We start from the raw sequence: 15,918 nt of genomic DNA, 5'->3' as shown, positions 1-15,918 counted from the left end.
TTTTCAAAACAAAAGCAGCGACTAAAGCAGCGCCTCCGCAGTTAAAAACCGTCTGTAGTTAAAGATCATTTAAAGTTGAAACTCGCCTGCGCGTTCAGGCTGATAATCCACTTGAATAATAGTCACAGACAACACATCACCATTTGGCTTAGGCCAATCAATTTGATCACCTTCTTGAAGGCCAAGTAAGGCACTACCAACAGGCGCTAAAACTGAAACAGTATCTTCAGCACCATTGGCATCTTTTGGATAAACCAAGGTTTTCGAAAACTCTTTTCCTGAAGACAAGACTTTAAATCTCACCGTCGAATTCATCGTCACAATATTGTCTGGCATCTCTCTTGGCTCAACAATGTCGGCACGATTAATCTCCTCCTGTAAATCATCCTTGTTGGGGAATTGGGAATAACTTAATGAATCCAGTATCTTCTCAAGTCTCACAGCATCTAATGATGAAATGGTTATTTGTGGTCTTTGCATCATAATCTACCTTTTTCTCTTGGTCTAACCTATTACTTGAAACAGAAAAAAGCCGTAAGTAAACGTGTTACCTACGACTTAATTCAAAAATTTTCTAGTGTGTTTAAACAGCATAATGGAAGGAAAATTGGCTCTGGCAAGAAACCTTCCTTGTTTTATAACACTCGTTCTTTCCAATTAGAGTGGTGGTTTTGCACCACAATAGATCATCATAATCGAGTCAAAGAGCAAAGTCAGTAAACAAAAAAAGAGCCTGTATGCATCAAGCACACAAGCTCCCCTTATCAAATCAATCATAGATCAATAATGCAGTTGCTCTAATCCACAGAACGGATCAATCGCAGCATCCGTATTAAAACTCATTCGTCCCAACAAACCATCCACGACAGCCTTTTGGACCTCCAATAAAGGGCTATAAGCATTAATATAAACAGGTACTTTAGGTGCATCATACAAAAGATATGGGTGGCCAAATGAGACCATCACAGTCGGAATATCGACCCAAGGACGATACATCGCATTACCAAAACCATCGTGTAATGCCATCCAATCAATATAAATATGTGACTTCACCAACATAGATTCATCAGCATTAAGATAAAGCAACAAATCATAATCCTTCATATTTAAGGCCATACCTGCTTGAAACTCTGTCACTTCAAAGCCTTCATTTCTGAGCATATTAGCCACATTTAATGGCGCAGGCTCAGGGCTAAAAACATGCCGAATTCCAGTAGATATAATAAGTACACGCTGATGACGCTCTAAACTAATTGGCAAAATGTTATCACGATTTTTTACTAAGTGAACCGTACGACGATTCAGCTCAGGGATTCGTTCCGCGTAGTCTGAGGCCAATAGATCCTTAAATTTATTAGCGCTAATGTCATCTTGCACTTTATGCAATCCCAAAGCCGCTTTCATTGCCAAAATACGCCGCACGGATTGTTCTAAGCGCAACTCAGATACTCGACCTTCCCGCACAGCTTTGAACATGTAAGCGTAATCTTCGACTGGATCCTTGCAAAACAGCAACATATCGCAACCGTTTTCAATGATCTGGGCAACAACATCTTCCCGTTTCGCCCAACTGCTTAGCCCGGCCATAACCGTAGCATCTGAGACAATTAAGCCATTAAAACCCAGTTCACCACGCAAAAGTTTCTCGTTGAGCAACTTACTCACACTGGCTGGACGCCACCACTCTTCTGGATTATTTTCATGAGCTTTGGAATATTCAGGCAGAGCGATGTGAGCCGACATGATCGACATCACATTGCCGTCAATGGCACTACGATAAAGTCGCCCGTAGCCCTCTTCCCATTCGGTCATATTTAATGGATTTACCGTTGTCACTAAGTGCTGGTCTCGGTCGTCGAAACCTTCTCCCGGCCAATGCTTTGCCGTTGCTGCAATACCGTAATTTTGAAATGCAGTAATATTTGACTTACTCATACTTTCGATAACATCAACATCACTACCATAAGATCGAGTTCCTACCACTGCACTGCGAAACTTAGTATTAATGTCGACAACCGGAGTGAATGACCAATTAATGCCAAGCAAGGCCGCTTCTTGCGCAATCACTTGAGTACAATACGTCACCGCACGCTCATCTTTTAACCCTGCAAGACCAAGCTGATTTGGGACTTGAGCGCCAAACGGAAAACTCATACCGCCACCCTCAAGATCACCACTAACTAAAAGTGGAATAACAGAATGGCTGCGTAGCTGATTCATCATACCCACCTCAGCATCAAGGTCTTGCCCAACAAACTTGGTTACCGCGCCAGGTTGAATCGTATCAATAAGAGACAACTCTTCCGCAGAATTTGCTCTCACAATAAGATTAAACAGCTGCCCTACTTTTTGCTCTAACGTTAGCTTTGAATATGTTTCATCCACCCAATCAAGCTCATCATCACCTAGAAAAAACGGTGCGTTCCGGAATAACTCATTCATAATAAAACCTCAGTATTCCTTAGTTAGCTCGGTTTGCTGCACGGGTCACACGCAATTCAGATTGCATGGTATCTTCAATTTCTTGCGTAATAGGATAAAAGTAAGCGATAACAGCAATACAGCCTGCACCAAAAGCAGGGATCAAACTCATGAAAAGTAAAATCATCTGAGCTGACTCAGCAGTCTGCTCAACGCCAGCTTGATAACCAGCAATACTCAGTCCAATACCCACTAAAGCGCCGCTTAAGCCCATACCAAATTTATGGGAGAAGGTCGCTGAACTGGTAGACAACCCCACCACACGACGACCAGACTTCCACTCGACATAATCTGCAGTATCAGCAACCAATCCCCACAATGAAGAAGCAGCAATCCCTTTCGACAACTGATTAAAAAAGATAATGGCGTAGATCACATAAACGTCAGATGGATCAACCCAGTACAAATTACTAATCAAACACATACTCAACAGCGCCCCCACTATCACTAGGTTTCGCTTTGAATAACGTTTAACTAACTGAGACATCAGAGCTGAACCTACGATCATACCCAGGCTGGCCATGGTAAAAAACACACCCGCTTTACTAGCGTCGCCCACGATATAAGTAAAATAATACATACCCACAGCAAATGGCATGATAGTAAAAGTAAACAGAGGAATGCCCATTAAGATGGTGATCCACCATGCACGATTGTTGATCACCACGGTAAAATCGTCTTTCAGCGAAGTGCGCTGTTTGATCATGGGGACACGCTCTTTGACGCGAGAAAAACATAGCCAAAACATCACTATCATAATGACACTTAGCAACATCATGGTGTATTGAAAGCCTTGCTGCTTGTTGCCACCACCAAAAAACTCAACCAGTGGTAACGTACTTGCATTTACCAATAATGCACCAGTAAACGCCAACACCATACGAAATGAAGCCATCTGGCCACGCTCAACTGGGCTATCCGATATGGTTGCTGGTAGAGAGGAATAAGGAATATTGATAGCAGTGTAAAGTGTCATCAATAAAATGTAGGTCACAAATGCCCAAATGATCTTACCGGAATCATCCATATCAGGCGTAGTAAAAGTGAGCACAGCAACAATCGCCAGAGGAATAGGAACATAAAGCAAATAGGGGCGAAACTTACCGAATCGAGTTTGAGTTCTATCTCCGATCATCCCCATAATTGGATCTGAAATGGCATCCCACATTCGAGTAACAAAAAACAATGTACCAACGAGAGCTGCAGAAATACCAAAAACATCAGTATAGAAAAACATCAAATAGGTGCCAACCGCAGTAAACACCACATTACTGGCTAAGTCGCCAAAGCCATAACTAACTTTATCGAAAAAAGACAATTTTTTCATAATGAAACCTTTTCTTTTATTTATTGTTTCGCTTCATTATGGGAATTAATCTCAATTGCGCTATCCGATTTTTGACCTACTCATTAGCCATTTTTTGACCTGAAAAATTATCTCAAACTAAGTTTTCATCCGAAAGACCTTTAAAGGTACAAAAATTGTCTATCCAGCCACGGCATAATCCGCTGCTTTAAAAGCACTAAATCTACACCGGCATAAGCTTGGCCCACACTCACCAAACTTATAGACTCCCGCTTAAGACGAAACTCCGTTGGCGTGCTGTCATACTCTCGACGAAACGCCATATTAAAGGCTTTTACAGAAGGAAAACCATGATCAAAGGCGATGTCTGATACAGATTTCTTAGGTTTCTGCGCCAAGTCTGACAAACTTTTTTCTAATCGATAAAGAGTCAAATAGCGTAAAAAAGTCTCACCTACTTTGGCTTTAAAATATCGGCTCAAATAGGCTTCCGATAGCCCTCGCTCCTCAGCTAACATGGACAAAGAAAGATGCTCTTGATAGCGCAATGTGATCTGACTTAATAAATCATTCATCAATAAAGTAGATTCCAGAGAGTCTGCTTTCATAGTTTTGATCGAAGGAAAATAACGAGCAAACAGCACCCCTAGTTGAGAAAGTAAACTGGTTTGAGCCTGTTGCCAATAATCCGCTTTATAGTATTGCTCCCACCACAGATGCGCCATCAGTCGCTTAATCGTTGGCAATGTATTTTTCTGGACTGCACTCCATGTTTTCATTGGGCACGTATCTAAAGCGACTCCAACAAAGTTATGCTGTAGGCAAAGGACTAAATTATCTTCTTCAGTGGCTTGAGTGGCATGAGGTAATCCTTTGTTGATAAATAAGACGTCGCCTTCCTGCAAAAGCAGTATTTCATCCATCACTTGAACCCGAATACGCCCTTTCACCACCCATAAACATTCATGAGCATCATGATGATGTAGCTCACATTGGGTCACACTATGGGCAAAAATGCGGGCATCTTGCTCCAATATCTCTGCTCGATTAGACAAATACATGGCAAGGTTAATTTCCTAATTTACGACATCACTCTTCTGCCAAGAATCATAAGCAAGTTATTAACAAATGTCACAACGAAAAAAGCCCCGCTACTGCGAGGCTTCGATTCAATCCATAAATGATTAAGTACGCTTTATGGCAAATAAACCATAACCGGCTACAACAAGAAAACACGCAGCAGGCACAAAGTAAGAAATAATAGCGCCATATTCATCAATGGTCGCACCTTGAATCAATGGCATTACCGCACCACCTAAAATAGCCATTACCAAACCCGCAGAGCCGAATTTCGTATCGCTTCCAAGACCATCCAATGCGATACTGTAAATCGTTGGGAACATCAAAGATAAACAAGCTGAAATAGACACGATCGCCCAAACACCAGTTATACCTGGCACCATCACAGCATAGAGGCATAAAACAGTACCAACTAGAGCCAAGATGCTTAGCAAGACAGCAGGACGGAAAAAACCCATCAACCAAGTCATAACAAAACGTGACACCAAGAAAATAATCAGACTGTACTGCAAGTAATCAGACGCACTGGCTTCGGTACCACCCAGTGTTTCTTGTACATATTGAATAGTAAAGGTCCAAGTACAAGTTTGCGCAGCAACATTAAAAAACTGCGCAACGACACCCCAACGGTATTGTTTTCTAGCGAACAATCGGCCCAGTGTTGCCATAAAGTCGATCGTTTGAACTTCATCAACGTTAACCTTGTTAGCTGATTTAGGCACACGCATTAAATAAATCAAAATCCAGATAATCATCAAAACAAATGCCATGCCGACATAAGGCGTCATTACGCTGTTTAATTCATCAGCTCGAATGCTAAGCAGCATTTCTGGTGCCATGCTGGCTCTTTCTTCAGCTGATGCGGTGTTTAAATTTGGAAGGATCAATGTCGCCGCAAGAAATACGCCGATGTTAGTACCCACTGGATTAAACGCCTGAGCTAAATTCAAGCGACGCGCTGCGCTACCTTCTGGCCCCATGGTCATCACAAAAGGATTTGCTGAGGTTTCCAAAATAGACAAGCCAGCCGCCAAAATAAACAAAGCAGCCAGAAAGAAACCATACGTCATCGACACACTAGCAGGATAAAAAGCCAAGGCACCTAAAATAGCCAAACCTAATCCCGTTAACACGCCCGCTTTATAAGAATAACGAGCATTGATAAAAGCGGCAGGAATCGCCAAACAGAAATACGCACCATAATACGCAAACTGCACTAAGGCTGATTCTAACGTACTCATGGTGAAAATTTTACTAAACACTTTTACCAAGGGATCGGTCATGTTGGCGGCGACGCCCCATGCCGCAAAACAGGTAATCAATAAGATAAACGCGATTTTCATGTTCGGATAAACGAACGGAGCGGATAAGGATTTTTCAGGAGCTGTATTTTGATTTTTCATAAAGCAAGCAACATCTATTTATTTTATAGTTGGATGATAGGACATGCTCGCTGTCCTTAAAAAGACAGCTTAAAAGCATCTCACCACCATCAGACATTGATATAGGCTAACCACAGTTTAGACATTATTTTGGGTAATTTAGAACCACCAAAATCGTCCTTTCTACGACCAACATCAAACACAAGGTGCGAGATCCTACCACCAACTTTCTATAAAAATGCGCTTGCAGAATAAAACTTAGCGCTTTACAAGTGGATTATTCTTTTCTTACCCATTTCATTAACATAAATGAAATATTCATGACTGACGGTTCACTTTTTAGCAACACCTTTTTTGCTCAAGACCTCTTCGAAAGTAGTCGCAAAGCATTCGCCGTCACCAACGCGGTCGCACCAGAATCCGCCAATACAGCAAGCCAAAGCCCAGTTAGGCCCAACAAGGTAGTTACCAAAAACACAGCCTTTAAACCTAAGGCAATAGTGATATTCTGACGAATATTGGCATTAGTCGCACGAGATAAGCGAACCATCTCAACCAAACCTATTAAGCGATTATGTGTCAGTGCCGCATCTGCGGTTTCTAACGCAACGTCGGTGCCACTTCCCATAGCAATTCCAATAGTGGATGCTTTCATCGCTGGCGTGTCATTGATGCCATCGCCCACCATAGCCGTGGCTTGCTGTTGATTCAATTCAACAACAGCAGAGACCTTATCTTCCGGTAACAAACTTGCTCTATAATCTATGTTCAATTCGGCCGCAATTACCCCAGCAGCACGAGCATTATCACCAGTTAGCATCACGCTATTAATTCCCAAAGCCGCTAAATCTTTAAGTGCTACTTTAGCATCGTCACGCAGCTTATCTCGTAATGCAATAAGACCCGAAGATTCACCGTCTTCTAACACAACAACGACGGTTTTACCTTCTTGCTCAAGAACCGTCACCTGCTGCTGAATAGAATTGTCTAAAGTTCGTATAAGCTTACTTGGCGCGCTTATGCTGATTTTCTTACCCGCGAAATTTCCTTCCACACCAACACCCACCAACGTTTTGCGATTACTAGCATGCTCTAAGGCAATACCTTGCTGTTCGGTGTAATCGACAATGGCTTTCGCCAACGGATGATGGGAGCCCATTTCAACGGACGCGGCAGCAGCCAATAAATCATCAACCTCAGAGCCATTAAAAGTAACTACATTTGTCACGCTTGGTTTGCCTTCTGTCAGCGTGCCTGTTTTATCAAAGGCGATGGTTTTCACCCGACCAAGTTGCTCTAACGCTAATCCGCCTTTAATTAATGCACCTCGACGAGTCGCCGCAGCCAAGCCTGAAGTGATAGCTGCAGGTGTTGAAATAACCAAGGCACAAGGACAACCAATCAATAACAAGGTCAAACCGCGATAAATCCACATATCCCAAGGCTGAGCAAAGGCCAAAGGTGGAATCAATATCACCAAGACAGACATCAGCATAATCACTGGTGTATAAACACGACTGAATTTATCTAGGAAACGCTCAAGTGGTGCTCGGCGTTCTTCCGCTTCTTCGATGAGCTGTAAAATTCGATCAATGGCATTATTTCCCGGTTTCGACACGACTTTAAGTCGCACCACTCGATCGGCTAATAAGCTCCCAGCAGCCACTTTATCATCACGTAACCGTTCAACCGGAACCGACTCTCCTGTTAATGCACTTTCATCGAAACTGGCCATCTCGGATATAAGCTCTGCATCGGCAGGCAAACGTTCGCCTGGTGAGACTTCAATTTCATCCCCTGGACGCAAATCGGCGATGGCGATTTTTTGACGCACGCCGTTTTTAATGATCAAGGCCTCTTCTGGCAACAAAGCCATCAACGCACTCACCCCTTTGCGCGCTCGATTCGCCGCAAAGGATTCCAAACATTCACCAAGCATGAAGAGCAACAGCACCATGGCGGCTTCTGCAGTAGCGCCAATAAAAAGCGCACCTATCGCCGCAACGCTCATCAAGGTTTCTATAGAAAATGGGGAACCGCTGCACATCATACGCCACGATTTTTTCATGATAGGCACTAAACCAACCAAGGTAGTTACAACGAAAGCTGTTTGCCCAAATAATGGATTAAATTGTGCTATTCCCCAGCTAATTAGCATCAATAACGCCAAGCCGACAATCGACACGTATTCTCGCCAGTTATAAAGAGACAAGGTTGATGAAGAAGAATCTATTGTCGCGGTCAAAGGCTGCAAATCAAAACCAATCCCTTTTACGGCGTCTTGGATTTTGTCAGATACATCAATATTTGCAGACACTCGTAGTTTTTCAGTAGAAAAAACCACATTAGCGCTCATCACGCCATCCACAGAAGAAACCGCCTTTTCGATCGACCGCGCACAACTGGCGCAATCCATACCGCTAACGCGCCAGCTAAATTGCAGCCCTATGGAAGAGGAATGAGTAGCGATCTCATCAGAAGCGCAACACTGTCCTGTATTCTGATCGCTTTGGTCTTGATTCGCGTTGCTAGTGCAACTCGTTGAGGTTTTACTTTTTGAGGTATTACTTGTTGCGGAACAGCAATCTTGAAGCGGAGTACGCTGTGGGTTGGGATTATTCATAAAACCTCCTGTGTAAATGCTTAAACAGGAGTATAGACCTTGGAGTACTGTCCAAGGTCAAGCATGCTCTTCCTAGTATTTAGAAATAAAAATGAGCCTTAGCTCTTAATTGCAACACCTTCTACCTCTAATACCGTTTTGGCGTCGGTGCGTTCCATAATTTTCACTAAAGCAGATTGAATTACTTCATCTTCTCGTACATCACTTTGACTAGCAAAACGCTGATTTTGTGGCTCAGCGCCTTCTTCTGCGGTAAAAGTTACAATCACTTCTGTAGCGATGTCTTTTGTATCACCAAAGTAAGCAATGGACAGTTGCGGATAGCCTTTGAAACCCATTTTTACTTTTTTCGCGATACGTTTTTTTGATTTATCTATGTTCATGCTGCCTGCCTAGAGAAAAAGAGAATTCCAATAAAAAACTATTGCTGAATTAAACCACAAAGCAGACTAATCAAGGGAAATTAAACACAAAATAACCTCACCCTAGCCCCCTTGGAAGACATAAGAGGAGGGAATAAAAAGCTCTAAGCTCCTACCTGCCAAAGGGGAGGTTGGATGGGTGAATCATTTAATTAAACTAAGCGCCTCTCTAAACTCATCCGCTCGACAGTCCCCAATCAATTCAAACAAGCACATTTCAAGGCTAGTCACTTCTGTCCCTTTGCGAACTAACTTGGCAAATGCCATTTCTTTATTCTGTATAGCGCGTGACGACACACAATCGCTCACTAGTTCCACTTCATAACCTAAATCCAGTAAACCCAACGCTGTTTGATACACACAAATATGCGCTTCAATGCCACTAATAAGCCAAGTCTTCACCTTGGTGTTTTTAACCGCATCAACAAAAGTTGGTTCACCGCAGGCACTAAACGAATACTTCGTAATCGGCTCAACCATATCCAACGCTTCTTGTAGTTCTGGTACGGTTTCACCCAACTTCTCTGGGTTTTGCTCTAGCCAAAGAATCGGCAAGCCCAATAATTTTGCGGCTTTGACCAACTTGACGAGATTCGAGATAAAGGCCTCGCTATCATGAACAATAGTAGCCAGCTTTCCTTGAACATCGATCACCACCAAACCAGTTTGGTCTTTTCTTAGCATATCCATCCCTCATTATTTTTCTTAGCCACTCTAAACCAATTTAATACCTAAAGACGTCAGTAAACTCACCGCTTCATATCGACAAAAGGTGGCATTGTTAATGATGTTTTTCTTCACATCAATCTCGTAGTTGGTCGCGCCATTAAAATCGGCGCCCGTTAGATTAGTATTCACAAACAGGCTATTGCTTAAATCCGTTCCAGTAAAACGTGCGCGGGAAAGCGTCGCCTCCCTAAAATCCACATCATGTGCTCGGCAATCTTCAAACACGATACCTGATACTTTTAAATCATAAAACGACGACGCATTGAGCAGACATTCTTTAAAAAATAACGGTGCACCTAGCTCCAAGCCTCGCCAATAGGCCTTTGTCCAATCCACGCCCAAAATTTTTGATTCATAAAACTGCACATCAGAGAATTTACTGTTTCTGACATTTACCGCCGTTAATTTGCACTTACGGAACTGGCAACCTTTAAAGGTACAGGCATCAAAAAATGCCTCGGTGAAATCACACGACTCAAACACACAAGACTCAAATAGCTTACGGCTTACCTTGCCCTGCTCCATGGACAAATCCATAAAAGTCTTGCCATAAAAAGCCTCATCGCTCGGCAATACATGTTCCATTACATTCTCCCGTCACTAGAAAAACTAAGGTAACAAGAGATGTCAGAGTGCTCAATCGAATCATGCTATTTAATCTCATCATGAATACAATTTTTTTTGCACATACGTGCAAAGTGTCATCGCTTTGTCATAGAGGAAGATTATTGTGTAGAAAATTCGATGTATTTGAGAGGAACCATTTATGCTCACCGCAGCAGAGCAAAAGAAGCCAACCCTTTGGCAACGCGCAAGGCATTTATTTGCTGTTGCCCGACACGAACCTGCCAATTTAATCGGTCTGGTTCTGGCTATTTTCTTTGCCTATTTGATTCTTGCACCTGTGCTCTCCATTCTAGTGGATTCCTTTATTGTGCAATCTGGAGACGAAGCAAGAACCCATCAAGACGAAGGCAGTTTTACTCTTTACTATATTGTTCGCACTCTGTATTCACGCATTTCTGAAATCTTATTATGGCAACCACTGTACAACACCTTAGCCATTGCCGCTGGCACCGTGGTATTTTCAATGAGTATCGGCGTGGTACTGGCATGGTTAGTGAATCGTACCAACATGGCGGGACGCGCTTGGTTCGCCACAGCGCTTATCGTGCCCTTTATGTTACCGACGTGGACCTTCGCCCTCGCTTGGACAACGATTTTTAAAAACCGCACGGTTGGCGGACAACCTGGCTGGCTAGAATCCTTAGGCATCACCACTTCAAATAGTGTGGCTTACGGTTATTTTCCTATCGTGTTTATCTTGGTTTTACATTATACGCCATTGGTCATTCTGATTGTGGGCAATGCATTACGTCGCCTTGATACACAAATGGAAGACAGCGCCCGAGTACTCGGTGCGCCATCTCGAACCATCGCCTTCTCTATTGTGTTGCCGTTAATTCGCCCAGCCTTGATGTCTGCCGCTTTATTAATATTTGCCGATTGTATTGGCGAATTCGCAGTACCTTATATTTTAGGCTTACCAGTGCGATACGATACATTAGCAACAGGTTTATACCGAGCCTTAGACACTCGTCAAAATGGTGTCGCGGCCGTCATTGCTGCCGTGATTATGATCATTGGTGTGATTACCTTGCTAATTGATGTGCGAATGATGAAAGAAGCTCGACGCTTTGTCACCGTTGGCGGCAAAGGCAACATGGACAGGCTTCGCAAACTGGGCCGTATGCGCTTACCTGCTTCTGGATTTGTCGGTGCCTTCGTGTTGATTGGAGTGGTGCTGCCATTACTGACACTGTTCTTATCCACCATCATGATTTTGCCTGGTCGATTTACACTGGAAAACTTCACCTTTGACTATTGGATCGGCAGCAATTTAGACACGGTTGCCCTTAGCAAGGGAATCTTGCTGACACCAGAATTTTGGCAAGCCGCGTGGAACACCATTGTGATTGTCGGCTCGTCTTCAATGATTTCTGGTGTGCTAGGTTTACTGGTCGGTTATGCCGTATTACGCTGCTCATTCAAAGGCGTGGGTTCATTCTTACGCCAAATTACCTTCTTGCCTTATTTGGTTCCCGGCATTGCCTTTGCGGCGGCGTTTTTATCTTTATTCGCTGTGGCTCGCGGCCCGATTCCAGCCTTATACGGAACCCCTTTTATTCTCATCATTGCCCTTGTCGCAGAAAAAATGCCCTTTGCAAGCCGGTCTGGTATCGCAGCCATGACGCAACTTGGCAAAGAACCCGAGGAAGCGGCGCGTATTGCCGGCGCAAATTGGTTTAGCCGTATGGGAAAAATTGTTATTCCCATTCAAGCAGGGCCGTTGGCAACAGGTATTCTTTTGCCTTTTATTTCCGGTATTAAAGGCGTCAGCCTGTTCATTATCTTGGCGATTCCATCTACGGATGTTCTCACCACCTATTCACTGCGTTTACTCGATTATAACTATGACCAAGCCGCCAATGCGGTGGTCTTAATGATTGCGCTTATCGCTTGGCTTGGCACCGTATTGATCCAAAAGATCTCTGGTACAGGTTTGGCTCAAGGTCTGGAGAATTAATATGCCTACTATCACATTAACTAACCTCACAAAATGCTACGACGGTAATACAGAGCCTTCCGTCAATCAGGTCTCTCTGACGGTGGAAGATGGCGAATTTATGTGTTTGCTTGGTCCATCTGGCTGCGGAAAAACCACCATTCTGCGCATGATTGCTGGTATCGAACATTCCACCAGCGGGGAAATTGCCGTGGACAACCTAGTCGTCGATTCGGTCCATCAATCCTGCTTTATTCCACCAGAACAACGCCGTATTGGATTGGTGTTTCAGAACTACGCTCTGTGGCCACACATGACGGTGGAGCGTAATGTAGATTTTGGCTTGCGCCTACAGAAAGTCCCTGCTCAGGAGCGCAAAGAACGTTGCTTAGATGTAATGGGTAAGCTACGTATTCTTGAATACGCAGACCGTTATCCATCTCAGTTATCTGGCGGCCAACAACAACGCGTTGCCTTAGCGCGTATGCTGGCGGTTAACCCTGGTGTTTTGCTATTAGACGAACCCTTATCAAACCTTGATGCGACTCTTCGCCTTGAAATGCGTGCCGAATTACGCCGCCTACACCAAACCTTTGGCACGACCATTATTTTTGTCAGCCACGATCAATGGGAAGCCATGACCCTTGCCAATACCATTGCTGTCATGAACAAAGGACAGCTGCAACAAATCGGCACACCTGATGAAATTTATGCCGAACCAAGTAATCGCTTTGTGGCAGAATTTATTGGCAATCCAAAAATCAATTTGATCAAGCTAAAAGAATCCAATGATAAACCCATCAATGTTGCCAGCCATATTTTAGCCAGACAGTCACAAGCAGAAAGCAGGCTCGCCGAAGTATGCGCCATTCGACCTGAAGAAATCATTCTGACTGACAACGCTACCTCTCATACCTTACCCATGACCATTGAAAACATCATGCCTACTGGTGGTAGCTGGGTAATTGAACTGAGTTTCGGTGAAGACCGATTGTTTCACTCAACACAGTCTCGTCCGAAATGGCGTGAAGGCGATCAAATAAATGCGAATTTGCCGACACCATCACTGCATTTTTTTGATCACGACGGCAACAGGCTTGCTCTCACTGATAACGATAAAGAACTCGACAATTTACTGCTCAGCTCAGCACTACCTAGCCATAAATACGCCAACCAAAAACACACCAATCAACCCTACGCTAAACAAGCATAAGCTAATCTTAAAAAGGAAACCTTTATGAACTTCCCGATGAAAAAAAGCCTTCTTGCACTGAGTGTTAGCCTGACGACTCTTGGCTCCATTTCTGCTTCAGCAGCAGACTCGTTTGATCTCCAAGCCTTAATTGCTGCGGCTAAACAAGAAGCGCCGTTGACGGTTTACGATTCCACAGGAAAAATCGTCAAACAAGCAGAATCATTTAGTAAAAAATACGGTGTTCAAGCAACAGGCATCAAAGCCAAAGCGTCACAAATTCTAGAGATTGTGAGCCGCGAAGCCAGAGCGGGTAATGTAAAAGCCGATGTTGTCATTCTTGCTGATGCACCAGCTGGAATGGAACAACTATTGTCAAAAGATTACGTAAGCAGCTGGGTGCCAACCGATTTAGCAGAGTACATTCCAGCAACATACCAAAGCCCACTTACTGTAGTATTGGCGCCTAACATTTGGGCCTACAATACAGGTCTTTATGACACCTGCCCTGTCACTAATATTTGGCAACTTACCGAATCGAAATGGCGTGGTAAAGTCGCTATGCAGGACCCTCTAGGAAAACCATCTTATACGGATTGGTTTAACCAATTAGCAACCCATCATGACAAAGCCATGGCAGATGCTTATCAAGCCGAATTTGGCAAACCACTGAAAACCAGTGAAAGCAGCGCCACCGCCGCTTTTATAAAAGCGCTCGCTGAAAACCATCCATTAGTCACTAGCTCAGACACAGAAGCAGCCAACGCCGTTGGTGCACCAGATGTGAAAGACAGTTTTGTTGGTATGGTCAGCGCGGCAAAGTTTCGTAACAATAAAAATGGTATGAAATTAGGCCTTTGTGCCGACATGGTGCCATTTAGTGGTTGGAGTTACCCTGGTTTAGGGTTCATTACCACAGGAAGCAAAAGCCCTAACGCAGCCAAACTCTTTATTCGTTACATGATGACAGCCGAAGGCATTGCACCACAGGGTGCTGACGGAAAAATGTCCACCAACCAAACCGTAAAATTACCTGCTAACGAACCCGCTGGCATAGATAAAGTCCGTGACCAAATAATGGGGTATGAGGCGTCCACAGCAAAATCAGACTGGGAGAGCCGTCAAGATTGGCAAGATTTATGGAGCCTAAGCTTTAAAAAATAAGCTAAATATAGCGTCAGTAACAACAAGAAGGAGATCAGTTAGGACAAAACAATATCTAACTGATCTCAATCCAACATTTTAGAAAAGGATCAATCCTTGACACCCAACAACATCAAAACAAGCGAATTAGAAAAACGCGAAGCTGCCCTGCACTCTATTACGTTAACAGCAGGCGCATTAGCACTAGAAAGCTATCGTGCTAGACAACCCGGCGATTTTACCATGAAAGGCCAGCAAGACTTTTTAACTGAAGCCGATACACTGGTCGAAAAACACATTCGTCATGCTATTAATAACCGCTTCCCAGAAGATGGATTACTTGGGGAAGAAACCGGAGGGTCTATATCTAGCACCTCACTTTGGGTAGTTGACCCGATTGACGGCACGGCCAATTTTGCTCGTGGCATAGACCATTTCTGTATTGCTATTGCCTTTGTTTATCAAGGTGAAACATTGCTCGGCGCTATTTATAACCCAGCAACGAATGAAATGTATTTGGCACGAAAAGGCCAATACGTCACCAAAAATGGTCAAGCATTGCGTGTTTCCAATATAACAGATACCCATAGTTCATCCTTTGAATTAGGATGGTCTACACGAGTTTCCCAAGAAACCTACTTGGCAACCGTTTCTTCTCTATTGGTAAGCGGCACTAATATTCGACGCGGTGCTTCTGGCGCTTTGGCATTAGCCTGGGTGGCAGAAGGCCGAACCGATGGCTATGCTGAATCGCATATGAATGCATGGGATTGCTTAGCAGGGTTGCTCATGGTTCGAGAGGCCGGTGGACGAACGGGGGTTTACCCTAACACTCACCAAGAAATAGCGCACGGTGGACCGATTCTCGCTGTTGCACCCGGTGTAGCCGAACAGTTTTCTAATGACACCATGATATTGCTTGCAGCTAAAGATAATGATCAAAAAGAAACGAACAACCAAAGCGCAACAAAACTTGAACTTACTGTCTAACATT

General features: G+C 43.7%; 13 protein-coding genes. 4 read left to right on the top strand and 9 right to left on the bottom strand.

Annotated features, from left to right (window positions below; all coding sequences use genetic code 11):
• Positions 1 to 69: 69 nt before the first annotated feature.
• From rnk to DFP80_RS01200, 9 genes are all read right to left on the bottom strand, one after another.
• Positions 70 to 483, bottom strand: coding sequence for a nucleoside diphosphate kinase regulator (gene rnk, locus DFP80_RS01240; RefSeq protein WP_206610550.1), 414 nt, complete (start codon positions 481 to 483; stop codon positions 70 to 72).
• Positions 484 to 780: 297 nt separating this feature from the next.
• Positions 781 to 2,442, bottom strand: a complete 1,662-nt coding sequence (locus DFP80_RS01235; protein ID WP_113914992.1) for a glycoside hydrolase family 3 protein — start codon at positions 2,440 to 2,442, stop codon at positions 781 to 783.
• A 19-nt stretch (positions 2,443 to 2,461) separates the two neighbouring features.
• A complete protein-coding gene (locus DFP80_RS01230) occupies positions 2,462 to 3,808 on the bottom strand; it encodes an MFS transporter (RefSeq protein ID WP_113914991.1) in 1,347 nt (448 codons plus the stop codon).
• Between the two features lie 140 nt (positions 3,809 to 3,948).
• The gene (locus DFP80_RS01225) at positions 3,949 to 4,848 is read right to left on the bottom strand and encodes a helix-turn-helix transcriptional regulator (protein ID WP_113914990.1); all 900 of its coding nucleotides are present in this window, start codon (positions 4,846 to 4,848) and stop codon (positions 3,949 to 3,951) included.
• Between the two features lie 123 nt (positions 4,849 to 4,971).
• The gene (gene fucP, locus DFP80_RS01220; protein WP_113914989.1) at positions 4,972 to 6,270 is read right to left on the bottom strand and encodes an L-fucose:H+ symporter permease; all 1,299 of its coding nucleotides are present in this window, start codon (positions 6,268 to 6,270) and stop codon (positions 4,972 to 4,974) included.
• A 337-nt stretch (positions 6,271 to 6,607) separates the two neighbouring features.
• On the bottom strand, positions 6,608 to 8,872 hold the full coding sequence (locus DFP80_RS01215) for a zinc/cadmium/mercury/lead-transporting ATPase (protein ID WP_206610551.1): 2,265 nt from the start codon (positions 8,870 to 8,872) through the stop codon (positions 6,608 to 6,610).
• A 98-nt stretch (positions 8,873 to 8,970) separates the two neighbouring features.
• The gene (locus tag DFP80_RS01210) at positions 8,971 to 9,255 is read right to left on the bottom strand and encodes a hypothetical protein (RefSeq protein ID WP_113914988.1); all 285 of its coding nucleotides are present in this window, start codon (positions 9,253 to 9,255) and stop codon (positions 8,971 to 8,973) included.
• A 183-nt stretch (positions 9,256 to 9,438) separates the two neighbouring features.
• Complete coding sequence (locus tag DFP80_RS01205; protein WP_113914987.1) at positions 9,439 to 9,978, bottom strand: hydrolase; 540 nt, start codon at positions 9,976 to 9,978, stop codon at positions 9,439 to 9,441.
• A gap of 30 nt (positions 9,979 to 10,008) precedes the next feature.
• Positions 10,009 to 10,608: a pentapeptide repeat-containing protein gene (locus DFP80_RS01200; RefSeq protein WP_113914986.1), complete on the bottom strand. Its 600-nt coding sequence runs from the start codon at positions 10,606 to 10,608 to the stop codon at positions 10,009 to 10,011.
• Between the two features lie 181 nt (positions 10,609 to 10,789).
• Between DFP80_RS01200 and DFP80_RS01195 the strand changes: the two genes are divergently transcribed.
• From DFP80_RS01195 to DFP80_RS01180, 4 genes are all read left to right on the top strand, one after another.
• Positions 10,790 to 12,610, top strand: a complete 1,821-nt coding sequence (locus tag DFP80_RS01195) for an ABC transporter permease (RefSeq protein ID WP_113914985.1) — start codon at positions 10,790 to 10,792, stop codon at positions 12,608 to 12,610.
• 1 nt (position 12,611) lies between these two features.
• Positions 12,612 to 13,802: an ABC transporter ATP-binding protein gene (locus DFP80_RS01190; RefSeq protein WP_113914984.1), complete on the top strand. Its 1,191-nt coding sequence runs from the start codon at positions 12,612 to 12,614 to the stop codon at positions 13,800 to 13,802.
• A 24-nt stretch (positions 13,803 to 13,826) separates the two neighbouring features.
• Positions 13,827 to 14,945, top strand: a complete 1,119-nt coding sequence (locus DFP80_RS01185; protein ID WP_113914983.1) for an ABC transporter substrate-binding protein — start codon at positions 13,827 to 13,829, stop codon at positions 14,943 to 14,945.
• A 96-nt stretch (positions 14,946 to 15,041) separates the two neighbouring features.
• Complete coding sequence (locus tag DFP80_RS01180; protein ID WP_113914982.1) at positions 15,042 to 15,914, top strand: inositol monophosphatase family protein; 873 nt, start codon at positions 15,042 to 15,044, stop codon at positions 15,912 to 15,914.
• Positions 15,915 to 15,918 lie beyond the last annotated feature (4 nt).

The sequence above is a fragment of the Marinomonas rhizomae genome, from assembly GCF_003315485.1.
In the GTDB taxonomy this organism is placed as follows: domain Bacteria; phylum Pseudomonadota; class Gammaproteobacteria; order Pseudomonadales; family Marinomonadaceae; genus Marinomonas; species Marinomonas rhizomae.
The sequence above is the reverse complement of the archived record's forward strand: the minus strand, read 5'-3'. Positions and strand labels throughout refer to the sequence as shown.

Excerpts from the sequence above, each read along its gene's own strand:
- DFP80_RS01205 (WP_113914987.1), bottom strand. The coding sequence starts at position 9,978 with ATGCTAAGAAAAGACCAAACTGGTTTGGTGGTGATCGATGTTCAAGGA.
- DFP80_RS01235 (WP_113914992.1), bottom strand. The coding sequence starts at position 2,442 with ATGAATGAGTTATTCCGGAACGCACCGTTTTTTCTAGGTGATGATGAG.
- DFP80_RS01210 (WP_113914988.1), bottom strand. The coding sequence starts at position 9,255 with ATGAACATAGATAAATCAAAAAAACGTATCGCGAAAAAAGTAAAAATG.
- DFP80_RS01225 (WP_113914990.1), bottom strand. The coding sequence starts at position 4,848 with ATGTATTTGTCTAATCGAGCAGAGATATTGGAGCAAGATGCCCGCATT.
- rnk (WP_206610550.1), bottom strand. The coding sequence starts at position 483 with ATGATGCAAAGACCACAAATAACCATTTCATCATTAGATGCTGTGAGA.
- DFP80_RS01195 (WP_113914985.1), top strand. The coding sequence starts at position 10,790 with ATGCTCACCGCAGCAGAGCAAAAGAAGCCAACCCTTTGGCAACGCGCA.
- DFP80_RS01185 (WP_113914983.1), top strand. The coding sequence starts at position 13,827 with ATGAACTTCCCGATGAAAAAAAGCCTTCTTGCACTGAGTGTTAGCCTG.
- DFP80_RS01215 (WP_206610551.1), bottom strand. The coding sequence starts at position 8,872 with ATGAATAATCCCAACCCACAGCGTACTCCGCTTCAAGATTGCTGTTCC.
- fucP (WP_113914989.1), bottom strand. The coding sequence starts at position 6,270 with ATGAAAAATCAAAATACAGCTCCTGAAAAATCCTTATCCGCTCCGTTC.
- DFP80_RS01230 (WP_113914991.1), bottom strand. The coding sequence starts at position 3,808 with ATGAAAAAATTGTCTTTTTTCGATAAAGTTAGTTATGGCTTTGGCGAC.
- DFP80_RS01190 (WP_113914984.1), top strand. The coding sequence starts at position 12,612 with ATGCCTACTATCACATTAACTAACCTCACAAAATGCTACGACGGTAAT.
- DFP80_RS01200 (WP_113914986.1), bottom strand. The coding sequence starts at position 10,608 with ATGGAACATGTATTGCCGAGCGATGAGGCTTTTTATGGCAAGACTTTT.